Below are 17491 nucleotides of genomic sequence, written 5' to 3'. Positions count from 1 at the left end.
GAAGTCGCGCCGCGGCCGGACTGTAGACTTGAATTCTTATGGACAGTAATTCTAGGTGCCGGCCTGGGAACTGCAGGGGACGCCGTTCGGCAATCTCCGCGCAGCGCACCCGCCGAGCCGGCAATGCCCGTACACATGCCCATCGCACACCGGAGCTCCAGGCCGGCCGGTCGGCGGATCGCCCATCCGCAGCGTCCGACCAACCCCCGCCGGGTCAACCAGCCCATAGCCCTTCCGGTGCCTTGCGCCAGCCGTTCGCACCATCCGGCGGCCTCTGATGGAGTGGCTTTTCCTTCTCGCCGGCGTGCTCCTGATTCTGGGCACCGGCTTCTTTGTCGCCGTCGAGTTCTCCCTCGTGGCGCTCGACCAGTCAACGGTCCAAAGAGCGGTGGACGGCGGCGACCACGCCGCCGCGGCGTTGCTCAAATGCCTGAAATCCCTTTCCACCCAGCTCTCGAGCTGCCAATTGGGTATCACCCTCACGACCTTGCTGACCGGCTTCGTCATGGAGCCGTCCGTCGGTGCCCTCTTGCACGGACCGCTGCTCTGGGCAGGACTGCCTGAGGCTGCCGCGCAGTCCGTGTCGCTCGTCCTGGCCATGACGTTCGCCACCGCCCTGTCGATGCTCATCGGTGAACTCGTCCCCAAGAACATGGCCCTGGCCTTGGCATTTCCGCTCGGCCGCGCGCTGGCGCGTCCGCAACTGGTGTTCACTGCCGTGTTCAAGCCCGCAATCGTGGTGCTCAACGGCTTCTCCAACAAAATGCTCAACCTCGTGGGGCTGGAGGCCAAGGAGGAGATCTCCGGTGCCCGCTCGCCTTCTGAACTGGCGTCCCTGGTGCGCCGTTCCGCGGAGCTGGGAACCCTCGACGCCGGGACGGCCAACTTTGTCGCCCGGACGCTGAACTTCTCCGCGCGTACGGCGGCCGACGTGATGACCCCGCGCATCCGCATGGAGACCATAGATGCCGATCAGCCGGTGTCGGACATCATCGAAGCAGCCCGGCGGACCGGCTATTCGCGCTTCCCGGTCATCGGCGAATCGGCGGACGACATCCGGGGCGTGGTGCACATCAAGAAAGCCGTGTCCGTCCCGTCGGAACGCAGGAGCCGTCTTGAGGCCGGAGCCATCATGTCCGAGGTCCTGAGCGTTCCCGAGACCATCCACCTTGACGCACTGCTTCTGGAACTCCGGGAGGGCAACCTGCAACTCGCCGTCGTGCTTGATGAGTACGGCGGAACCGCGGGGATCGCCACCCTTGAGGACCTCGTGGAGGAGATCGTCGGCGAGGTGGCGGACGAGCACGACAAGGTCCGGCCTGGATTGCTGCAGAGCGCATCGGGGGACTGGTACTTCCCTGGACTGTTGCGTCCGGACGAGGTCAGCGAACAGATCCCGGGCCTCACCGTTCCCGACGACCCCGCCTACGAAACCGTGGGCGGTTACGTCATGAGCCAACTTGGGCGGATCGCGATTGTGGGCGACGTCGTCGAGGCCGGCGGCGGCACCCTGGCCGTCACCCGCATGGACGGCCGCCGGATCGACCGGATTTGCTTCCACCCCGCGGCGCCCGACACACATGATGATGAAGACGATAAAGGCACTGCCGAAAGCGACTCAAGCGGATGGCAAAGCAGGAAGCAGGCCAACAAGCGGCTGAGCAAGGGCTCGGGCGGTTCGGCAGGCGATGCAGTCGGCAACCCCGTGGCCAAAACCAGCCGTAGAGGACGTGCGGCATGAGCGACTGGGCAGGAATCCTGTGGCTCGTGGTGCTGTTGATCGGCAACGCCTTCTTTGTCGGCGCCGAGTTCGCTGTCATGTCTGCGCGCCGCAGCCAGATAGAGCCTTTGGCCCAAAGCGGGTCCAAGCGCGCGCAGACCACCCTGTATGCGATGGAGCACGTCTCGCTGATGCTGGCGTGTGCCCAGCTCGGCATTACCGTGTGTTCCTTGCTGATTCTCCTCGTGGCCGAGCCCGCCATCCACCATTTGCTGGGGGCGCCGCTGGAGTCCGTGGGCATCCCGGTCGAATTGTCGGACGTCATCGCTTTTGCGGTTGCCTTGCTGGCGGTCACGTTCCTGCATGTGACCTTCGGCGAGATGGTGCCCAAGAACATCTCTGTTTCCGTGGCGGACAAGGCGGCCTTGCTGCTGGCGCCGCCGTTGGTCCACGTCGCCCGTTTCGTGAAGCCCGTCATCTGGACGTTGAACTGGCTGGCCAACCGCATCCTGCGCTTGATGAAGATCGAGCCCAAGGATGAGGTCACCTCTTCCTTCACGCTTGAAGAGGTGCAGTCCATCGTCCAGGAATCGACCCGCCACGGGCTGGTGGACGACGACGCCGGCCTGCTGAGCGGCGCGTTGGAGTTTTCCGAGCACACCGCGGCGCACATCATGGTGCCGCTCGGCAAGCTCGTGATGCTCAAGTCCGGTTCCACACCTCGCGAACTGGAGAAGGCGGTCAGTCGCACCGGATACTCCCGGTTCCCTGTGTTGGACGACGACGGCGAGTTGACCGGTTACCTGCACATCAAGGACGTGCTTTCCATCCCGGAGGAAGGACGACGCTATCCGATCGCGGAAAGCCGGATCCGGTCCCTCGTGAACCTCGCACCCGAGGACGAGATCGAGGATGCCATGGCCGTGATGCAGCGGACCGGCTCGCATCTCGGCCGGGTTGTGGGAACGGACGGCGCGACCCTGGGTGTGTTGTTCCTGGAGGATGTTATCGAGCAGCTTGTGGGCGAGATCCGTGACGCCACCCAGGCGCGGGGAATCCGGCGGCTGGGCGGACCCGAATCGGTGTGACCTCTTGCCGGTCCCGCGGGGCCGGCACGAGTCGCCGGGAATTCTAAATAGGAATCATTCCCATTTATGGATACACTCATTGAGTCCCCTGTTGTGCTTGATTCGGTAGATCCGAGGTTTCCCGTGCGTCGTAGTGCCGCCCGTCCTTCCCTGACCGCTTTGCCGGCCGCGTGCGCGGCGTTCGCCGTCCTGCTTGCCGGGTGCGCGGCACCCGCAGCGACGGCGCCGTCGTCGTCCTCCGGGGTGATCGACGTCGTCGCCTCCACCAGCGTGTATGGCGATATCGCCAAGAGCGTCGGCGGTGACAAGGTGTCCGTCACCTCCATCATCAGCAAGACGAACCAGGATCCGCACTCCTACGAGGCAAGCACCCAGGACAAGCTGGCAGTCTCCAAGGCCCAGCTGGTGATCGACAATGGTGCGGGCTACGACGACTTCTTCAACAAACTGGCCGATGACAGCAAGGTTGCCGCGGATAAGACCATCACGGCCGTCAGTGTGTCCGGGCTCCTTCCTGCGGCGACCACCGGTGCATCTCCCTCCGCGGTGCCGGAAGGGTTCAACGAGCATGTTTGGTACAACTTCGGTGCGATGGCGAAAGTGGCCGATGCCGTGGCTGCGAAGCTTGGAAACCTGAACCCTGCCGATGCCAAGACCTTTACGGCCAACGCTGACAAGTTCAAGTCCTCGCTGACCGGGCTCAGCGCCAAAGTGGCCGAAATCAAGGCCTCCAAGGCTTCCGCTCCCGTAGCCATCACGGAGCCCGTCCCTGGCTACCTGCTTGAAGCCGCCGGCCTGGAGAACAAGACCCCCGAGGAATTCAGCCACGCCATTGAGGTCGGCTCGGATGTTCCGCCCGCAGCCGTCAAGGAAACGAGCGATCTGATTACCTCGAAGTCCGTCCGATTCCTCGCCTACAACGAGCAGACCGCGAGCGCCGAGACCGAAAAGCTGAAGTCCGAGGCAACCGCAGCCGGTGTCCCGGTGATCGGGTTCACCGAGACACTTCCCGAGGGCAAGGACTACGTCGCCTGGATGACGGACAACGTAGGCAACGTTTCTGCTGCCCTGAACAAGTAAGCGGACCCAAGCGGCGAAGAACAGGCGGGCCCCGCAATCGTCCTAAGATGTACAGGGCGGCTGCGGGGCCCTCTCCGTTCATCCAAGCGCCGGCCGCCAGCTTCATAGCTTCGCGAACCCCATGGATCGAGGAATCTTTTTGACACCGGTAGTGAGCCTTCGCGGCGCGGGCCTCCAGTTCGGCCAACGGGCCCTCTGGAAGGACCTCGACGTGGACATCCAGGCGGGTGAGTTCTTCGCTGTGCTCGGTCCGAATGGCAGCGGCAAGACCAGCTTCCTCAAAGTCCTCCTTGGACTGCAGCAGCTTCACTCCGGGACGGTGACCGTGGCCGGACATCCCGTGGAACGCGGCAGCCGGAAGATCGGTTACATACCGCAACAGAAGTCCTTTGCCCCGGACACGCCCCTGCGTGCCAGGGACCTGGTTTCCCTCGGCGTCGACGGTCACCGCTGGGGTCTGCGTATCAAGGCGAAAGCCGTCAATGAGCGGGTCGACGCGCTCCTGGACTTAGTGGGGGCGAGTGACTATGCCCGCGTGCCGGTTGGTCAATTGTCCGGCGGAGAGCAACAACGGCTGCGTGTTGCGCAAGCCCTCGCCGCGGAACCTGAACTCCTGCTCTGTGACGAACCGCTGCTGTCCTTGGACCTGCACCACCAGCAGGCCGTGAGCTCCCTCATCAACCGGCAATGCCACGAGCGCAACAGCGCCGTGGTCTTCGTGACCCACGAGATCAACCCGGTCATCGACTACGTCGACCGTGTGCTCTACCTCGCCGGCGGCAGGTTCCGCGTGGGAACACCGGAGGAGGTCATGACCACCGAAGTCCTCTCCGAGCTCTACAACAGCCGCGTTGAGGTCATTCGCGCGAACGGCCGGATCGTCGTCGTCGGGCTTCCGGACGCCACCACCCACTATCACGATGACGCCCACGCCGGTGTGGAAGAAGGCCACTAAATGGATCTCGGCAGCATCCTGCACACCATCTTCAACTTTGAAAACTACGGCGAACTGCTGGCGCTGGTCCAGAATTCCATCTTGGCCGGTGCGGTCCTCGGCCTGCTCGGCGGCCTCATAGGAACCTTTGTCATGAAGCGGGACCTCGCTTTCGCGGTGCACGGCATTTCGGAGTTGTCCTTCGCCGGTGCCTCTTTTGCCCTGCTCATCGGGGCGGACATCATTTTCGGTTCGCTCGCTGGGTCCGTCGCGGCTGCGCTGCTTCTGGGACTCATGGGTGTCCGGGCCCGGGACAAGAACTCGATCATTGGCGTCATCATGCCGTTCGGCCTGGGCCTGGGCATCTTGTTCCTGGCCCTCTACCAGGGCCGGGCGGCCAATAAGTTCGGGTTGCTGACGGGCCAGATCGTTTCGGTGGACACGGTCCAGCTCCAGGTCCTGGCCGGCACGGCCGTGGTGGTCATGCTCGCGCTGGCCGCGATATGGCGCCCGCTCAGCTTCGCCAGCGTGGACCCCGAGATGGCGGAAGCCCGGGGAGTTCCTGTCCGCGGACTGGCGATTGCCTTCATGGTGTTGCTCGGCGTCAGCGTTGCCTTGTCCATCCAGATTGTCGGCGCGCTTCTGGTGCTGGCACTGCTGATCACGCCCGCAGCCGCTGCGCTGCGGGTGACCACTTCGCCGCGGCTCGTGGTCTTGTTGAGCGTGGTCTTCGCGATCACTGCCACGGTGGGCGGGATCCTCCTGGCCCTGGGCAGCAGGATTCCCATCAGCCCGTATGTCACCACGTTGTCGTTCCTGATCTATGTGGTGTGCCGGATCATCGGCAACGTACGCGCCAACCGGGGAATCAACGGCAGGATTGTCCGCCCCGGCGCGGCCATGGGCCAGGCAGCGGAAGACCAGGCGGTAGCCGGCTAGAGCAGGCCCGCTGCCTTCTTTGCGGTGCACTCCGGGCAGAGCCCGAAGATCTCCACGGTGTGCGCCACCTCGGTGTAGCCGTTTTCGGCGGCGACCCGTGCTGCCCACGTCTCCACGGCCGGAGCTTCCACCTCGACGGCCTTCCCGCAATTGCGGCATAGCAAATGGTGGTGGTGGCCCGTGACCGCGCAGCGGCGGTAGACGGCTTCGCCGTCGGCGTTTCGCAGGACATCGATGAGACCGTCGTCGGCAAGCGACTGCAGGATGCGGTAGGCCGTGGCCAGGGACACCGAGACACCTTGGTTCTGGAGGAGCCGGTACAGTTCCTGCGTGCTCACGAAGTCGTCCAGTTCGTCCAGCGCGGCACTGACGGCCAGTCGTTGCTTGGTGACGCGCTGCTCCCTGACGGCGGGATCCTTCGCGGCCGGAACCGGCTCGGCTGCGGGCCCGGACGTGGCGGCATTGGCGCCCTGTGACATTCGTGGACTCATTTCGATATGGATGTTCGCAAACACCAACGTTACCAGCCGGCGGTCCCCGGATGTCGGTTCGTGGACACCATGGGAGGCCCGCCCTAGGCTGGCTGCATGAAGCTCACCAAGTTCACCCATGCTTGTGTCCGCCTGCAAAAGGACAGCCAGGTCCTCGTGATTGATCCCGGGACTTTTTCCGAGTCCGAGGAAGCCCTCGCAGGGGCCCACGCCGTGCTCATCACCCACGAGCACGCGGACCATGTGGACGCCGACGCCGTCGTCGCGGCACTCAAGGGAAACCCCGGACTGCAGGTGCATGCGCCCGCGGGGCTCGCATCCGATCTGGCCGCGAAGGCGGGCGACGACGGCGGGCGGGTACACGCCGTCGAACCCGGCTCGTCCTTTGACGCAGGGGGCTTCGCGATTCGTTCCTTCGGAGGGCAGCATGCCCTCATCCATCCGCAGATTCCGGTCGTGGCCAACATCGGCTACCTCGTGGACGCAAACGTCTTCCACCCTGGCGACTCGTTCGTCGTCCCGGACGGCATCGAGGTGCAAACCCTGCTGGTGCCCATCCACGCGCCCTGGTCGAAGATCGGCGAGGTGGTTGACTTCGTGATCGCGGTCCGCGCACCCAAGGCCTACCCGGTCCACGATGGGCTGTTGAACGAACTCGGGCGCGGTCTGGTGGAAGGCCACGTGACCCGCATCGGCGCGAAGTACGGTACCAGCTATGCGAGGTTGTCGCCGCGGGAATCGGTGGAGGTCTAGCTCAGTCCGCCGCGCCGCCTATATGCTGCCCGGCCACGTGCCTGTCTCGAAGAAGTCGGCCAGGACGGCCTCGTACGGGGCCGGGTCCAGGCCTCGCTCGGCGATCCAGTCCGGGTTGTAGTAGCTCCCCGCGTAGCGATCGCCGGCGTCGCACATGAGCGACACGATGCTGCCGCGCTGTCCCCGGGCCACCATCTCGGCGACCAGCTGGCAAACACCCCAAAGGTTGGTTCCCGTGGAAGGCCCGGCATGCAGCCCGGCCAGCCGGCGCAAGTGCCGCATCGCGGCGACGGAGGCGGCATCGGGAACCTGGATCATGGTGTCGATGACGGCCGGGACGAAGCTGGGCTCCATGCGGGGCCGGCCAATGCCTTCAATCCTGGACGGCATCCCCGTGGAGTAGTCCGGCACGCCGTCGCGCCAGCCGGGATAGAACGCCGAGTTTTCGGGATCGACCACGGCCAAGCGGGTGGAGTGGCAGTGGTACCGCAGGTAACGGCCGATGGTGGCGCTGGTTCCGCCGGTGCCGGCGCCCACCACGATCCACTCGGGCACCGGATGCTCCTCGAGGGCGAGCTGCTCGAAGATCGATTCCGCGATGTTGTTGTTGCCCCGCCAGTCGGTGGCGCGCTCGGCAAAGGTGAATTGGTCCATGTAGTAGCCGCCGGACGTCCGGGCAACTTCCTCCGCCATAGCGTAGACCTCCGAGGCGTGGTCCACGAGAAGGCAGGCGCCGCCGAACTCTTCGATGAGGGCGATCTTCTCAGGGCTGGTGGTCCGGGTCATCACGGCGATGAACGGGAGCCCGATCAACCTGGCGAAGTACGCCTCGGACACTGCGGTGCTCCCGCTGGAGGCCTCCACGATGGTGGTCCCTTCCGTGATCCAGCCATTGACCAGGCCGTAGAGGAAGAGCGAGCGCGCCAGTCGATGCTTGAGGCTGCCGGAGCGGTGCGTGGACTCGTCCTTGAGGTAGAGCTGGACACCCCAGTGTTCGGGGAGCGGCACCGCGTAGAGGTGCGTGTCCGCCGAGCGGTTGTTCTCGGCCTCGATGCGTCGGATTGCCTCGCTGGCCCATGCCCGGTCCTGGTTGCGTAGAGTGCTCACCGATCCAGCCTACCGGCGGCGGCTGCCGCCCAGGGATAGGCTGGTAGCCGGTTGGCAGCTGCACGGCAGCAGCTTCGACGTCGTTTGGTAGAAGCAGCAAAGCGAAGGAGATTCGATGGCCACCCTCATTGACGTAGCCGCGCTCAAGGACCGCATGGATGCGGGCAAGCGGACAGTCTTGCTGGACGTCCGTTGGGTGTTGGGCGACCCGCACGGCCATTCGCACTTCCGCCAGGCCCACATTCCCGGCGCAGTCTATGTGGACCTGCATCACGAACTCGCCGATCCCACGGCCGAGGGCCAAGGCCGGCACCCGTTGCCGCCCACCGCGGCGCTGCAACGGAGCGCCCGAGCGTGGGGCATCAACGACGGCGACACCGTGGTTGCGTACGACGACAGCGGCAGCACCGCAGCGGCGCGGTTGTGGTGGCTGCTCCGTGACGCCGGTTTCCATTCCGTCTTCCTGCTCGACGGCGGATTGGGCGCTTGGCGCGCGGCCGGCTATCCGCTGGCGCAGGACGAACAACCGCCGGTTCCGGGCGACGTCGTGCTTGGACACGGCCACATGGATGCCATCGGCATGGACGAGGCGGCGGACTGGCACAGCCGTGGAATCCTTCTCGATGCCCGGGCGGGGGAGCGCTACCGTGGCGAATTCGAACCCATTGATCCCCGCGCGGGACACATTCCCGGCGCGCTGAGCGCTCCCACTGCCGGAAACCTCGGACCGGACGGCACGTTCCTCCGCGCAGCGCAGCTCCGCGACAGATTCGCTGCCCTGGGCATCGACGAGGGCAGCAAGGTGGCGGTCTATTGTGGCTCCGGGGTCACCGCAGCCCATGAGATCGCCGCCCTGGAGATCGCAGGATTCAGGGCAGCCCTCTTCCCAGGCTCCTTTTCGCAGTGGTCCTCGCTCGAGTCCAATCCCGTCGTCACCGGAGCAGCGCCCCTGGGCATTTCGGACCAATGAGTCTTGGCTTGCCGTGAAGCCAGCGGGCGTGGCGGCGCAGAGTGGCAAAAAATCAGCCCGCAGGGGTAGCGTCGAGGCATGACTCCCGGACGCCCCGTTCCTCCGCCCCTTGGCAAGCCGCTCGTCGTGGATGACGCGACGGCGGATACCTCGCCGTCAACGCCCGCAGCTGCGAAGGGAACGCCGACCCTCGCGGCCGCCTACGGCGCCACGTCGGCCCACAGCGGCCTTGTCCCGCTGACCGTGGCCCGCCGCGTTCCCAAGGAAGACGACGTCGAGATCGAGATCGATTTCTGCGGCCTCTGCCACTCCGACGTCCACGCGACACGGGGCGAATGGGGCGCCCAGAACTATCCGTTGGTCCCGGGCCACGAGATCGTGGGCCGGGTCCGCCGGGTGGGCTCCGCCGTCGACGACTTCGCACCCGGAGACCTCGTGGGCGTCGGCTGCTTGGTGGATTCCTGCCGCGAATGCGGCAGCTGCCTCGAAGGCCTGGAGCAGTACTGCGAACGCGGAAACGTCGGAACTTACGGGGTGAAGGACGCCCGGAACGGCGACTCCATCACGCAGGGCGGGTACTCCACCTCGGTGGTGGTCGATCGCCGCTTCGTGCTGCGCGTGCCCGAGGGCCTCGACCCGGCCGCCGCGGCGCCGCTGCTGTGCGCGGGCATCACCACCTACTCGCCGCTGCGTTACTTCGACGTCAAGGAGGGCGACGTGGTGGGCGTCGTCGGACTCGGCGGACTGGGCCACATGGCGGTCAAGATTGCGAAGGCCATGGGGGCGCGCGTGGTGGTATTCACGACGTCGGACGCCAAGTTTGAGGCGGCAATCGAGCTCGGTGCCGACGAGGTGATCCTCTCGAAGGACCCCGAAGCCATGGAAGGCGCCAACCGTACCATCGACGTCATCATCGACACCGTGGCTGCGCCGCACGACCTGAACCCGTACTTCCGCACCTTGCGGCTGAACGGTGCCCTCTTCCAATTGGGGCTTCCTCCCACCGACATGCCTCCGGTCAGTCCCGGCGCGCTGATCCGGCGCCGGCTCTCCTACGCGGGTTCGTTGATCGGCGGCATCGCCGAAACCCAGGAAATGCTCGACTTTTGTGCCGAGCACGGCGTAGTAAGCGACGTCGAGGTCGTCACCGCCCGGCAACTCAATGAAGCCTACGACCGCATGGTTGCCGGCGACGTCAAATACCGTTTCGTCCTCGATACCAAGACCCTTCAACCCGCGTCGGAAAAGGCAGACATATGAGCACCCTGTTCACCAAGATCATCAACGGCGAGATTCCGGGACGCTTTGTCTGGAAGGACGACGACGTCGTTGCCTTCCTGACCATCGCCCCGCTGACTGATGGCCACACGCTCGTGGTGCCCCGCGAAGAGGTGGACCGCTGGACCGACGTCCCCACTGGGCTCCTCAACAAGGTCATGTCCGTCGCGCAGGCAATCGGCAAGGCGCAAGTGGAGGCGTTTGGCGCGCCACGGGCAGGACTGTCCGTGGTGGGCTTCGAAGTGGAGCACTTCCACGTGCACGTCTTCCCGGCAACCTCGCTGGCCGATTTCGACTTCGGGACCGTAGAGCACAACCCGGACCCTGCCCGGCTCGACGCGAATGCGGCGAAACTCCGGGCAGGCCTCGCCGCCGCAGGACACGGGGAGTTCGTTCCCGCGGATTGAGGGCGCGACGATGTGCAGGAAGGTTTCGGTTTAGATCCCGTCATGAGTGCATGAGGGTCGACAGAATGACCGCTATAAGTGAGCGGGCGTTTGGGGTTGGGGGCAGCTACGCGGGGGCCAGCGCCTGGTTGAGAACCGTCCGGATGCGCTTTTCCGAGACCGAATAGGCCGTGCCGAGCTCGACGGCGAAGAGGCTGACGCGCAGTTCCTCGATCATCCAGCGCACCCGTGTTAACTCGGCTCCTGCCCGTCGGCCGGGCAAGAGCGCGGAGACGGCGTCGTCGTAGTCGTCCTCCAGTGCCTGCACGACCGACATGTTCAGCCCGTCGCGCTGGACATTGTTCGGGAGCTTTTCGAGGCGCTTCTCGATTCCGGCCAGATAGCGCGGCAACTGGCTCAATTGGGCGTAGCCCGTCCGCGCCACAAATCCGGGGAAGACGAGCTGCTCCAGTTGGCTCTTCATGTCATTGAGCGCCCTGATCAGGGCAAGGCTCGTGCTGCCCTTGAGTTGCTTCTCGATCCGCCGGGTGCTCCCCAAAATGCGTTCGACGACGGCGGTCACCGTGAAGACGGTGTCGATCAGTTCCGCGCGGACCAGCTCGTACAGGGCATCGAACGCCGTCTTGTCCCAGGGAAGTTCGGCGGGAGTCAGCTTGTCGATGGCCGCCAGGACGCAGTCCGCGATCAAGGCGCTCACCGAACCATGGGGATTCTGGCTGAACGTCAACTTCTCGGTGTTGTTCAAATGTTCCAGCACGTAGCGGTCCGGCGCGGGAACCCGCAGGGCGAGCAGCCGGATAACACCGCCGCGCATTGCCGACTCCTGCTCCGCCCGGGTCTGGAACACGCGCAACGCAACGGTTTTGCCCTCATCCACGAGAGCTGGATAACCGGTGACATCGTGTCCTTTAACCGTCCGCGTCACGTGGCGCTCGATAGCCCCGAAAGTCCATGCGGTCAGCCCGGTTTGCTCTGAGAGGAAACCGGCTCCCTGAGGGGTCGTCCCGCCGCCGTTTCCCCCGGAGGCTCCGGCACCCGCGGCACGTGGGCCGTCCTTCGAACCTTGGGCGCGTGCGGTCGTCGCGGGTGTTGCGCCCAGGGATTCCGCGATGGCCCGGCGGGTGGCGGGGGCCAGCTGCTCCTGGAGGGCGGCGAGGTCCTTGCCTTCGTCGAGCACCTTGCCGCGGCTGTCCACTACCTTGAAGCTGACGCGCAGGTGCGCCGGAACGGCGTCCCAATTCCAGGATCCCGGAGGAATGATGTGTCCGCGGATACGGCGCAGCACCAGCTCGAGCGAGGCCTCGAGATCGTCCGAGGCGGGGTCGAAGTCGCTTTCCAAGGCAGCAGCAGCCTGCCGGGCCACATCAGGGGCCGGCACGAAGTTCTTGCGGAGATGTTTGGGCAGCGACTTGATCAAGGCCGTGACGAGCTCCACCCGCTGGCCGGGTATCTGCCAACGGAAGGGTGCGTCGTCGAGCTGGTTCAGGAACAGCACGGGTACCTCGGCCGTGACGCCGTCCGAGGGATTGGGCGGCGAGCCGGGCGCCACGGGATGGAACTCGTAGCTCAGGGGCAGCTCAAAGCCCTTGTGAAGCCAGGTCCTCGGGTAGGCGGAATCATCCAGGGCTTCGGCGTCCTCGCTGATGAGCAGCGATTGGTCGAAGTCCAGCAAGGTGGGATCCTGCTGGCGGGCTTCCTTCCACCATTTGTCGAAGTGGCGTTCGGAGACCACGTCCTTGCCGACCCTGGCATCGTAGAACTCGAAAAGCGCGTGGTCGTCCACGAGGATGTCGCGGCGGCGCATCCGTGTCTCGAGTTCCTCGATCTCATGGAGCAAGGCGCGGTTGCGGTGGAAGAATTTGTGGTGGGTTTTCCAGTCGCCCTCTACGAGCGCATGCCGGATGAAGAGTTCGCGGGAGAGTTCGGGATCGATCCTGCCGTAGTTGATGCGGCGGTTCGGGATGATGGGAACTCCGTAGAGCATCACCTTTTCATGGGCCATGACCGAGCCCGTCCGGGTGGACCAGTGGGGCTCGCTGTAGGAGCGCTTCACGAGGTCCGGTGCAACCTGCTCTGCCCACACAGGATCGAACTTCGCGGCCACCCGGGCCCAGAGCCGGCTTGTTTCAACCAGTTCCGCGGCCATCACAAACGCCGGCGACTTCTTGAACAAAGCCGAGCCCGGGAAGATGGCGAAACGGCTGCCTCGTGCTCCGGCGTATTCGCGCTTGCGTTCATCCAGCATGCCGATGTGGCTCAGCAGTCCCGACAGCAGGCTGATGTGGATCCCCTCGTTGTTGCCAACAGGGTCGGCCTCGCGCTTGTTGTCGATCGTGATGCCCAGCGGCTTGGCGAGCTGGCGCAATTGCTGGAAGAGGTCCTGCCATTCCCGGACGCGCAGGTAGTTGATGAACTCGTTCCTGCACAGCCGGCGGAATTGCGTGGAGGAAAGCTCCTGCTGTTTCTCCTGGATGTAGTTCCACAAGTTCAGGAATCCGGTGAAGTCCGAGTTCTCGTCCCGGAAGCGTGCGTGCTTCTCCGCCGCAAGCTGCTGCTTGTCCGTCGGGCGCTCGCGCGGATCCTGGATCGTCAAGGCCGCCGCCAGGATCATGACTTCCTTGACGCAGCCGCGCTTGCCAGCCTCGACAATCATCCTGCCGAGCCGGGGGTCCACTGGGAGCTGCGCCAACTTCTGCCCGACGGCGGTCAGGCCGCCGCGGTTGTCCGCGCCGCCCCCGCGCGTGTTTCGGCCGTCGACGGCTGGGGGAGCGCCGCCGTCGCCCGTGCGGGCAGCGCTCAAGGCGCCGAGTTCGCGCAGCAGCGTGACGCCGTCGTTGATGGCACGGGAGTCCGGCGGCTCAACGAAGGGGAAGTTCTCGACGTCCTTGGGGCCGCGGGCAACGCCCATGGCAGTCATCTGCAGGATGACCGCGGCAAGGTTGGTCCTCAGGATTTCGGGATCAGTGAACGGGGGGCGGGACTCGAAATCCTCCTCGGAATAGAGCCGTATGGCGATACCCTCTGACACGCGCCCGCAACGGCCGGAACGCTGGCTTGCCGATGCCTGCGAGACGCGTTCAATCGGCAGCCGTTGCACCTTGGTGCGGTGCGAGTATCGCGAGATGCGGGCCGTGCCGGTGTCGATGACGTACTTGATCCCGGGCACCGTCAGGGACGTTTCGGCGACGTTGGTGGCGAGGATGATCCGCCGCTTGCCGCCCGGGTTGAAGACCCTGTGCTGCTCCTGCAGGCTCAAACGGGCAAACAACGGCAGGACCTCCGTGCCCGCCAGCCTGCGGTTGGCTTGGATCCGGCCGTTCAGGGCTTCCGCGGCGTCACGGATCTCGCGCTCGCCGGAGAAGAACACCAGGATGTCTCCGGGAGACTCCAGCGCGAGCTCGTCGACGGCGTCGCACACGGCGTCGAGGGGGTCGCGGTCTTCCTCGAGCTCGTCGTCGGAGGCGTCCTCATCCTCGCCGGAAGCGCCGCCGGCCGGCTGGGACAGCGGCCGGTAGCGGATTTCCACCGGGTAGGTCCGGCCCGATACTTCAATGATCGGAGCAGGTTCTTCTTCGCTGCCGAAATGCTTCGCGAAACGCTCGGGGTCGATGGTGGCCGAAGTGATGATGACTTTCAGGTCCGGCCTTTGCGGCAGGATCCGCTTGAGGTAGCCCAGGATGAAGTCGATGTTGAGGCTGCGCTCGTGTGCCTCGTCGATGATGATGGCGCTGTACTTCCGCAGCAGCTTGTCCCGCTGGATCTCGGCCAGCAGGATGCCGTCGGTCATCAGCTTGATCTTGGTAGCCTTGCTGACCTCGCCGGTGAAACGGACCTGGAAGCCCACTTCCTGCCCGATCTCCACGCCCATCTCGAAGGCGATGCGTTCCGCAACGGTGCGCGCGGCAAGGCGACGCGGCTGGGTGTGGCCGATCAGGCCCTTGTCCCCGAGGCCGAGTTCCAGGCACATCTTGGGGATCTGCGTGGTCTTGCCGGAACCTGTTTCGCCGGCGATGATGGTCACCTGGTTTGCGGCGATCGCCGCCATCAAGTCCTCGCGGCGCTCGGAGACGGGCAGCTCTGCGGGGTAGGAAATATGAAATGTCATGGCTGCTGACAGTCTACTGTGGCGGCGCGCCGCCTTGCAGTGCATGGGTCCCTGCGGCTTTTTCCAATCGCCCTGCCAGGGTGCGGGCGTACTCCTTGAATTCCTCGGGAGAAATGATCTCAAAGTCCATGTCCAGCGCTGCGAGGTGTGCCGCCGGCTGCGCCAGGCTGTCCCAACCGGCGCGGAGCAGGGTGGCCTTCCCGCCGTCGTCGCTCAGGCTCGCGAGCTGTGGGCCGACGACGGCGGCCACCTCGCCGATCGGGGCATGGAGGCGCACGACGACGTCGTAACGGTAAGGCGAGCGGGTCACGGAGCGCTGGACATAGTCCGCGAGGTCCTCGGCAGGCAGGGGGCGCGGCACGTACTTCTTCCGTTCCGCCGGAAGCGTGGCGATGCGGTCGGCGCGGAACGTGCGCCAGTCTTCCCGGTCCACATCCCACGCGACGAGGTACCAGCGCCGCCCGGTGTCCACCAGCCGGTATGGCTCCACGAGACGCCGGCTGGCCTCGCCGTCAGCCTTGACATAGTCGAAACTGAGTTGCCGCTTGTCCGTGATCGCCGCGGAGACCACCGTGAGCTGCTGGGGGTCTACCGACGCCGCGTTGCTGGGCAGTGTGGTGACCGCGGCCTTGAGCATCGCGAACTTCGGGCGGAGACGTGAGGGAAGCACCTGTTCGAGCTTGGCAAGCGCGCGAACCGATGCTTCGCCGATACCGGCCACGGGACCCGCCGCCACCGAGTTCAGCCCCAGGGCGACGGCGAGAGCTTCATTGTCGTCCAGCAGCAGCGGCGGGAGCTGCGCCCCGGCGCCCAGTTGGTAACCGCCGGCTATCCCTGGCGAGGCGTGGATGGGGTACCCCAGGTTCCGGAGCTTGTCGATATCGCGGCGGACGGTGCGCTCCGTGACACCCATCCGTGTGGCCAATGCCGGGCCGGTCCATTCACGCCGGACCTGCAGCAAGGACAACAATTGCAGCAGCCTCGCGGACGTCTGGATCATGCCATTGAATCTAGCCCAGGATGCGGACAAAAGTCGTCCGTGTTGAGGGACAGGCTGTCGTTAGTACGAGCGCAATGTCCAGCATGAGTTGTCAGGCAGGTCCCGCGCGGTCCAAGGCTCCGAACGGTCGGGGGGAAGGTGGCCGCGGCCGTCCCGAAGGACCGCTGAGATGGAAGCGGCTGCGGTGATGATGAGGATGATGAACAGCAAGGCTCCGATGAATTCCATGACTCCATCGTGTTCCGGGTTAACCTCAAGAAACAGTGGCAGAAACGACCCATTTAGGCAATTTTCTGCCACACTGGATCTATGTTGAAAACAGTGGCGATCATTGTTGTTCCCAACTTCTCGATCTTCGAATTCGGGACCGCCTGCGAGGTCTTCGGCATTGACCGCGCGGACCGGGGGAGTGGCGTTCCCGCCTTTGACTTCAGGGTCTGCACTCCCCTCCCTGGAGACGTGAAGATGAAATCCGGGCTGTCAATGAACGTTGGCCTGGGCCTTGAAGCCACGGCCGATGCCGACCTGGTCATCATGGCCCCGTACGGACGGGATGAGGACGTGCCGGAGCCCGTGTTGGAAGCTCTGCGGGCGGCGCATGAACGGGGTGCCTGGGTCATGTCGATCTGCTCCGGCGCTTACGCGCTTGCGCGCGCAGGGCTCCTTGACGGGCGCCGCTGCACCACGCACTGGCACTATTCACAGGACCTCGCCAACAGGTATCCGCAGATTCACGTCGACGAAAATGTGCTCTACGTCCAGGACGGAACGATCATCTCAAGTGCCGGCACCGCCGCCGGCATCGACGCCTGCCTGCATCTGATTCGCGTCGAGCTTGGCGCCCACGTTGCCGCAGCCATCGCCCGCGACATGGTGGTTCCTCCGCACCGCGACGGCGGCCAGGCCCAGTTCATCGACCGGCCCATGCCCACGTGCGGCTCCGCGCCGATGGAGGCCTTGCTGCGCTGGATGGTGGAGAACCTTGAGCGGGACCACAGTGTCAACGAGCTGGCGGCCCGCCTGCACATGTCTGCCCGGACGTTCGCACGCCGTTTCCGTGCAGAAACCGGGGCCACACCGGCGGCGTGGCTCAACTCGCAACGCGTGCTCCGGGCGCAGGAGCTTCTGGAAACCACCGAGATGAACATTGACGAAATTGCGCGCGAGGCCGGATTCGGACATTCCGTGCTGCTGCGTCACCACTTCGCCAAGGTCCTGGCCACGAGTCCGCAGTCGTACCGGAGGGCTTTCCGCGGCCAGTTGGCGGAGGTTGGCTAGCGGCGGAGGGTCTCGTGTCCCTCTACCTTGGCGTTCTCCACGAGGGTGTGCCACGGCCCGGTGACTTCGGTCTCGGGAAGCGTGGCCCGGTGTTGTCCGGCGCGGATTGAATACATGAACCTGTCGGCTTGCCTGGCTGCTTTCCCGGTTGTCCGCGCAAGCGCTTGTTCGCTGGCGCGACCGCGGGATGGCACCTGGTCCCAAGGACAGGCCTCCACGATTGGCATCCAGCGCTGCTTATCTTCCGAGGTGGCGGCGTCCACGGTCCAGACGCGGGTGATCGCGGCGACGCCACCGCTGCGCTGGACAGTGATTTTCATGTTCTGCGGCTTCCACTGCTC

General features: G+C 65.1%; 16 protein-coding genes. 10 read left to right on the top strand and 6 right to left on the bottom strand.

Going from position 1 to position 17491, the window contains the following annotated elements; all coding sequences use genetic code 11:
- Positions 1-277 precede the first annotated feature (277 nt).
- The 5 genes from OIT41_RS13415 (at position 278) to OIT41_RS13395 (ending at position 5761) form a co-directional block, all read left to right on the top strand.
- Positions 278-1741, top strand: a complete 1464-nt coding sequence (locus tag OIT41_RS13415) for a hemolysin family protein (protein ID WP_241707381.1) — start codon at positions 278-280, stop codon at positions 1739-1741.
- On the top strand, positions 1738-2808 hold the full coding sequence (locus OIT41_RS13410) for a hemolysin family protein (RefSeq protein WP_241707382.1): 1071 nt from the start codon (positions 1738-1740) through the stop codon (positions 2806-2808). Before OIT41_RS13415 ends, OIT41_RS13410 begins: the two co-directional genes overlap by 4 nt.
- A gap of 66 nt (positions 2809-2874) precedes the next feature.
- Positions 2875-3888, top strand: coding sequence for a metal ABC transporter solute-binding protein, Zn/Mn family (locus OIT41_RS13405; protein WP_241707383.1), 1014 nt, complete (start codon positions 2875-2877; stop codon positions 3886-3888).
- Between the two features lie 121 nt (positions 3889-4009).
- A complete protein-coding gene (locus OIT41_RS13400) occupies positions 4010-4843 on the top strand; it encodes a metal ABC transporter ATP-binding protein (RefSeq protein WP_372489614.1) in 834 nt (277 codons plus the stop codon).
- Positions 4844-5761, top strand: a complete 918-nt coding sequence (locus OIT41_RS13395; protein WP_241707385.1) for a metal ABC transporter permease — start codon at positions 4844-4846, stop codon at positions 5759-5761.
- Here the strand turns inward: OIT41_RS13395 and OIT41_RS13390 are convergent.
- Entirely contained in the window at positions 5758-6240 is a 483-nt protein-coding gene (locus OIT41_RS13390; protein WP_241707386.1) for a Fur family transcriptional regulator, read from the bottom strand. The two genes, OIT41_RS13395 and OIT41_RS13390, sit on opposite strands and share 4 nt — an antisense overlap.
- 108 nt (positions 6241-6348) lie before the next feature.
- Between OIT41_RS13390 and OIT41_RS13385 the strand changes: the two genes are divergently transcribed.
- On the top strand, positions 6349-7005 hold the full coding sequence (locus OIT41_RS13385) for an MBL fold metallo-hydrolase (RefSeq protein ID WP_241707387.1): 657 nt from the start codon (positions 6349-6351) through the stop codon (positions 7003-7005).
- A gap of 18 nt (positions 7006-7023) precedes the next feature.
- Here OIT41_RS13385 and OIT41_RS13380 read toward each other — a convergent pair whose 3' ends face one another.
- Entirely contained in the window at positions 7024-8112 is a 1089-nt protein-coding gene (locus tag OIT41_RS13380) for a PLP-dependent cysteine synthase family protein (RefSeq protein ID WP_241707388.1), read from the bottom strand.
- Between the two features lie 115 nt (positions 8113-8227).
- On the opposite strand from OIT41_RS13380, the gene OIT41_RS13375 reads away from it, so the two are divergent.
- The 3 genes from OIT41_RS13375 to OIT41_RS13365 all read left to right on the top strand — a co-directional run bounded on the left by OIT41_RS13375 (position 8228) and on the right by OIT41_RS13365 (position 10767).
- A complete protein-coding gene (locus OIT41_RS13375) occupies positions 8228-9082 on the top strand; it encodes a sulfurtransferase (protein ID WP_241707389.1) in 855 nt (284 codons plus the stop codon).
- Positions 9083-9160: 78 nt separating this feature from the next.
- Entirely contained in the window at positions 9161-10342 is a 1182-nt protein-coding gene (locus tag OIT41_RS13370) for an NAD(P)-dependent alcohol dehydrogenase (RefSeq protein ID WP_241707390.1), read from the top strand.
- Complete coding sequence (locus OIT41_RS13365) at positions 10339-10767, top strand: HIT family protein (protein WP_241707391.1); 429 nt, start codon at positions 10339-10341, stop codon at positions 10765-10767. Before OIT41_RS13370 ends, OIT41_RS13365 begins: the two co-directional genes overlap by 4 nt.
- A 106-nt stretch (positions 10768-10873) precedes the next feature.
- Here OIT41_RS13365 and hrpA read toward each other — a convergent pair whose 3' ends face one another.
- Genes hrpA through OIT41_RS13350 form a run of 3 tightly spaced genes read right to left on the bottom strand, consistent with a single transcriptional unit; the run spans position 10874 to position 16100 of the window.
- Positions 10874-14872 carry an ATP-dependent RNA helicase HrpA gene (gene hrpA, locus OIT41_RS13360; RefSeq protein WP_241707392.1) on the bottom strand — a complete coding sequence of 1333 codons (3999 nt, stop codon included), beginning with the start codon at positions 14870-14872 and terminating at the stop codon, positions 10874-10876.
- A gap of 13 nt (positions 14873-14885) precedes the next feature.
- On the bottom strand, positions 14886-15872 hold the full coding sequence (locus tag OIT41_RS13355) for a helix-turn-helix transcriptional regulator (protein WP_241707393.1): 987 nt from the start codon (positions 15870-15872) through the stop codon (positions 14886-14888).
- A gap of 60 nt (positions 15873-15932) precedes the next feature.
- Complete coding sequence (locus tag OIT41_RS13350) at positions 15933-16100, bottom strand: hypothetical protein (RefSeq protein WP_241707394.1); 168 nt, start codon at positions 16098-16100, stop codon at positions 15933-15935.
- Between the two features lie 81 nt (positions 16101-16181).
- On the opposite strand from OIT41_RS13350, the gene OIT41_RS13345 reads away from it, so the two are divergent.
- Positions 16182-17150, top strand: a complete 969-nt coding sequence (locus tag OIT41_RS13345; RefSeq protein WP_264636607.1) for a GlxA family transcriptional regulator — start codon at positions 16182-16184, stop codon at positions 17148-17150.
- Here the strand turns inward: OIT41_RS13345 and OIT41_RS13340 are convergent.
- Positions 17147-17470: a protealysin inhibitor emfourin gene (locus tag OIT41_RS13340; RefSeq protein ID WP_264636606.1), complete on the bottom strand. Its 324-nt coding sequence runs from the start codon at positions 17468-17470 to the stop codon at positions 17147-17149. The genes OIT41_RS13345 and OIT41_RS13340 overlap by 4 nt on opposite strands.
- Between the last annotated feature and the right edge of the window lie 21 nt (positions 17471-17491).

This window comes from Arthrobacter sp. YA7-1, from assembly GCF_025960325.1.
GTDB classification, from domain to species: Bacteria; Actinomycetota; Actinomycetes; order Actinomycetales; family Micrococcaceae; genus Arthrobacter; species Arthrobacter bambusae_A.
This window is presented reverse-complemented; position numbering and strand designations above follow the sequence as displayed.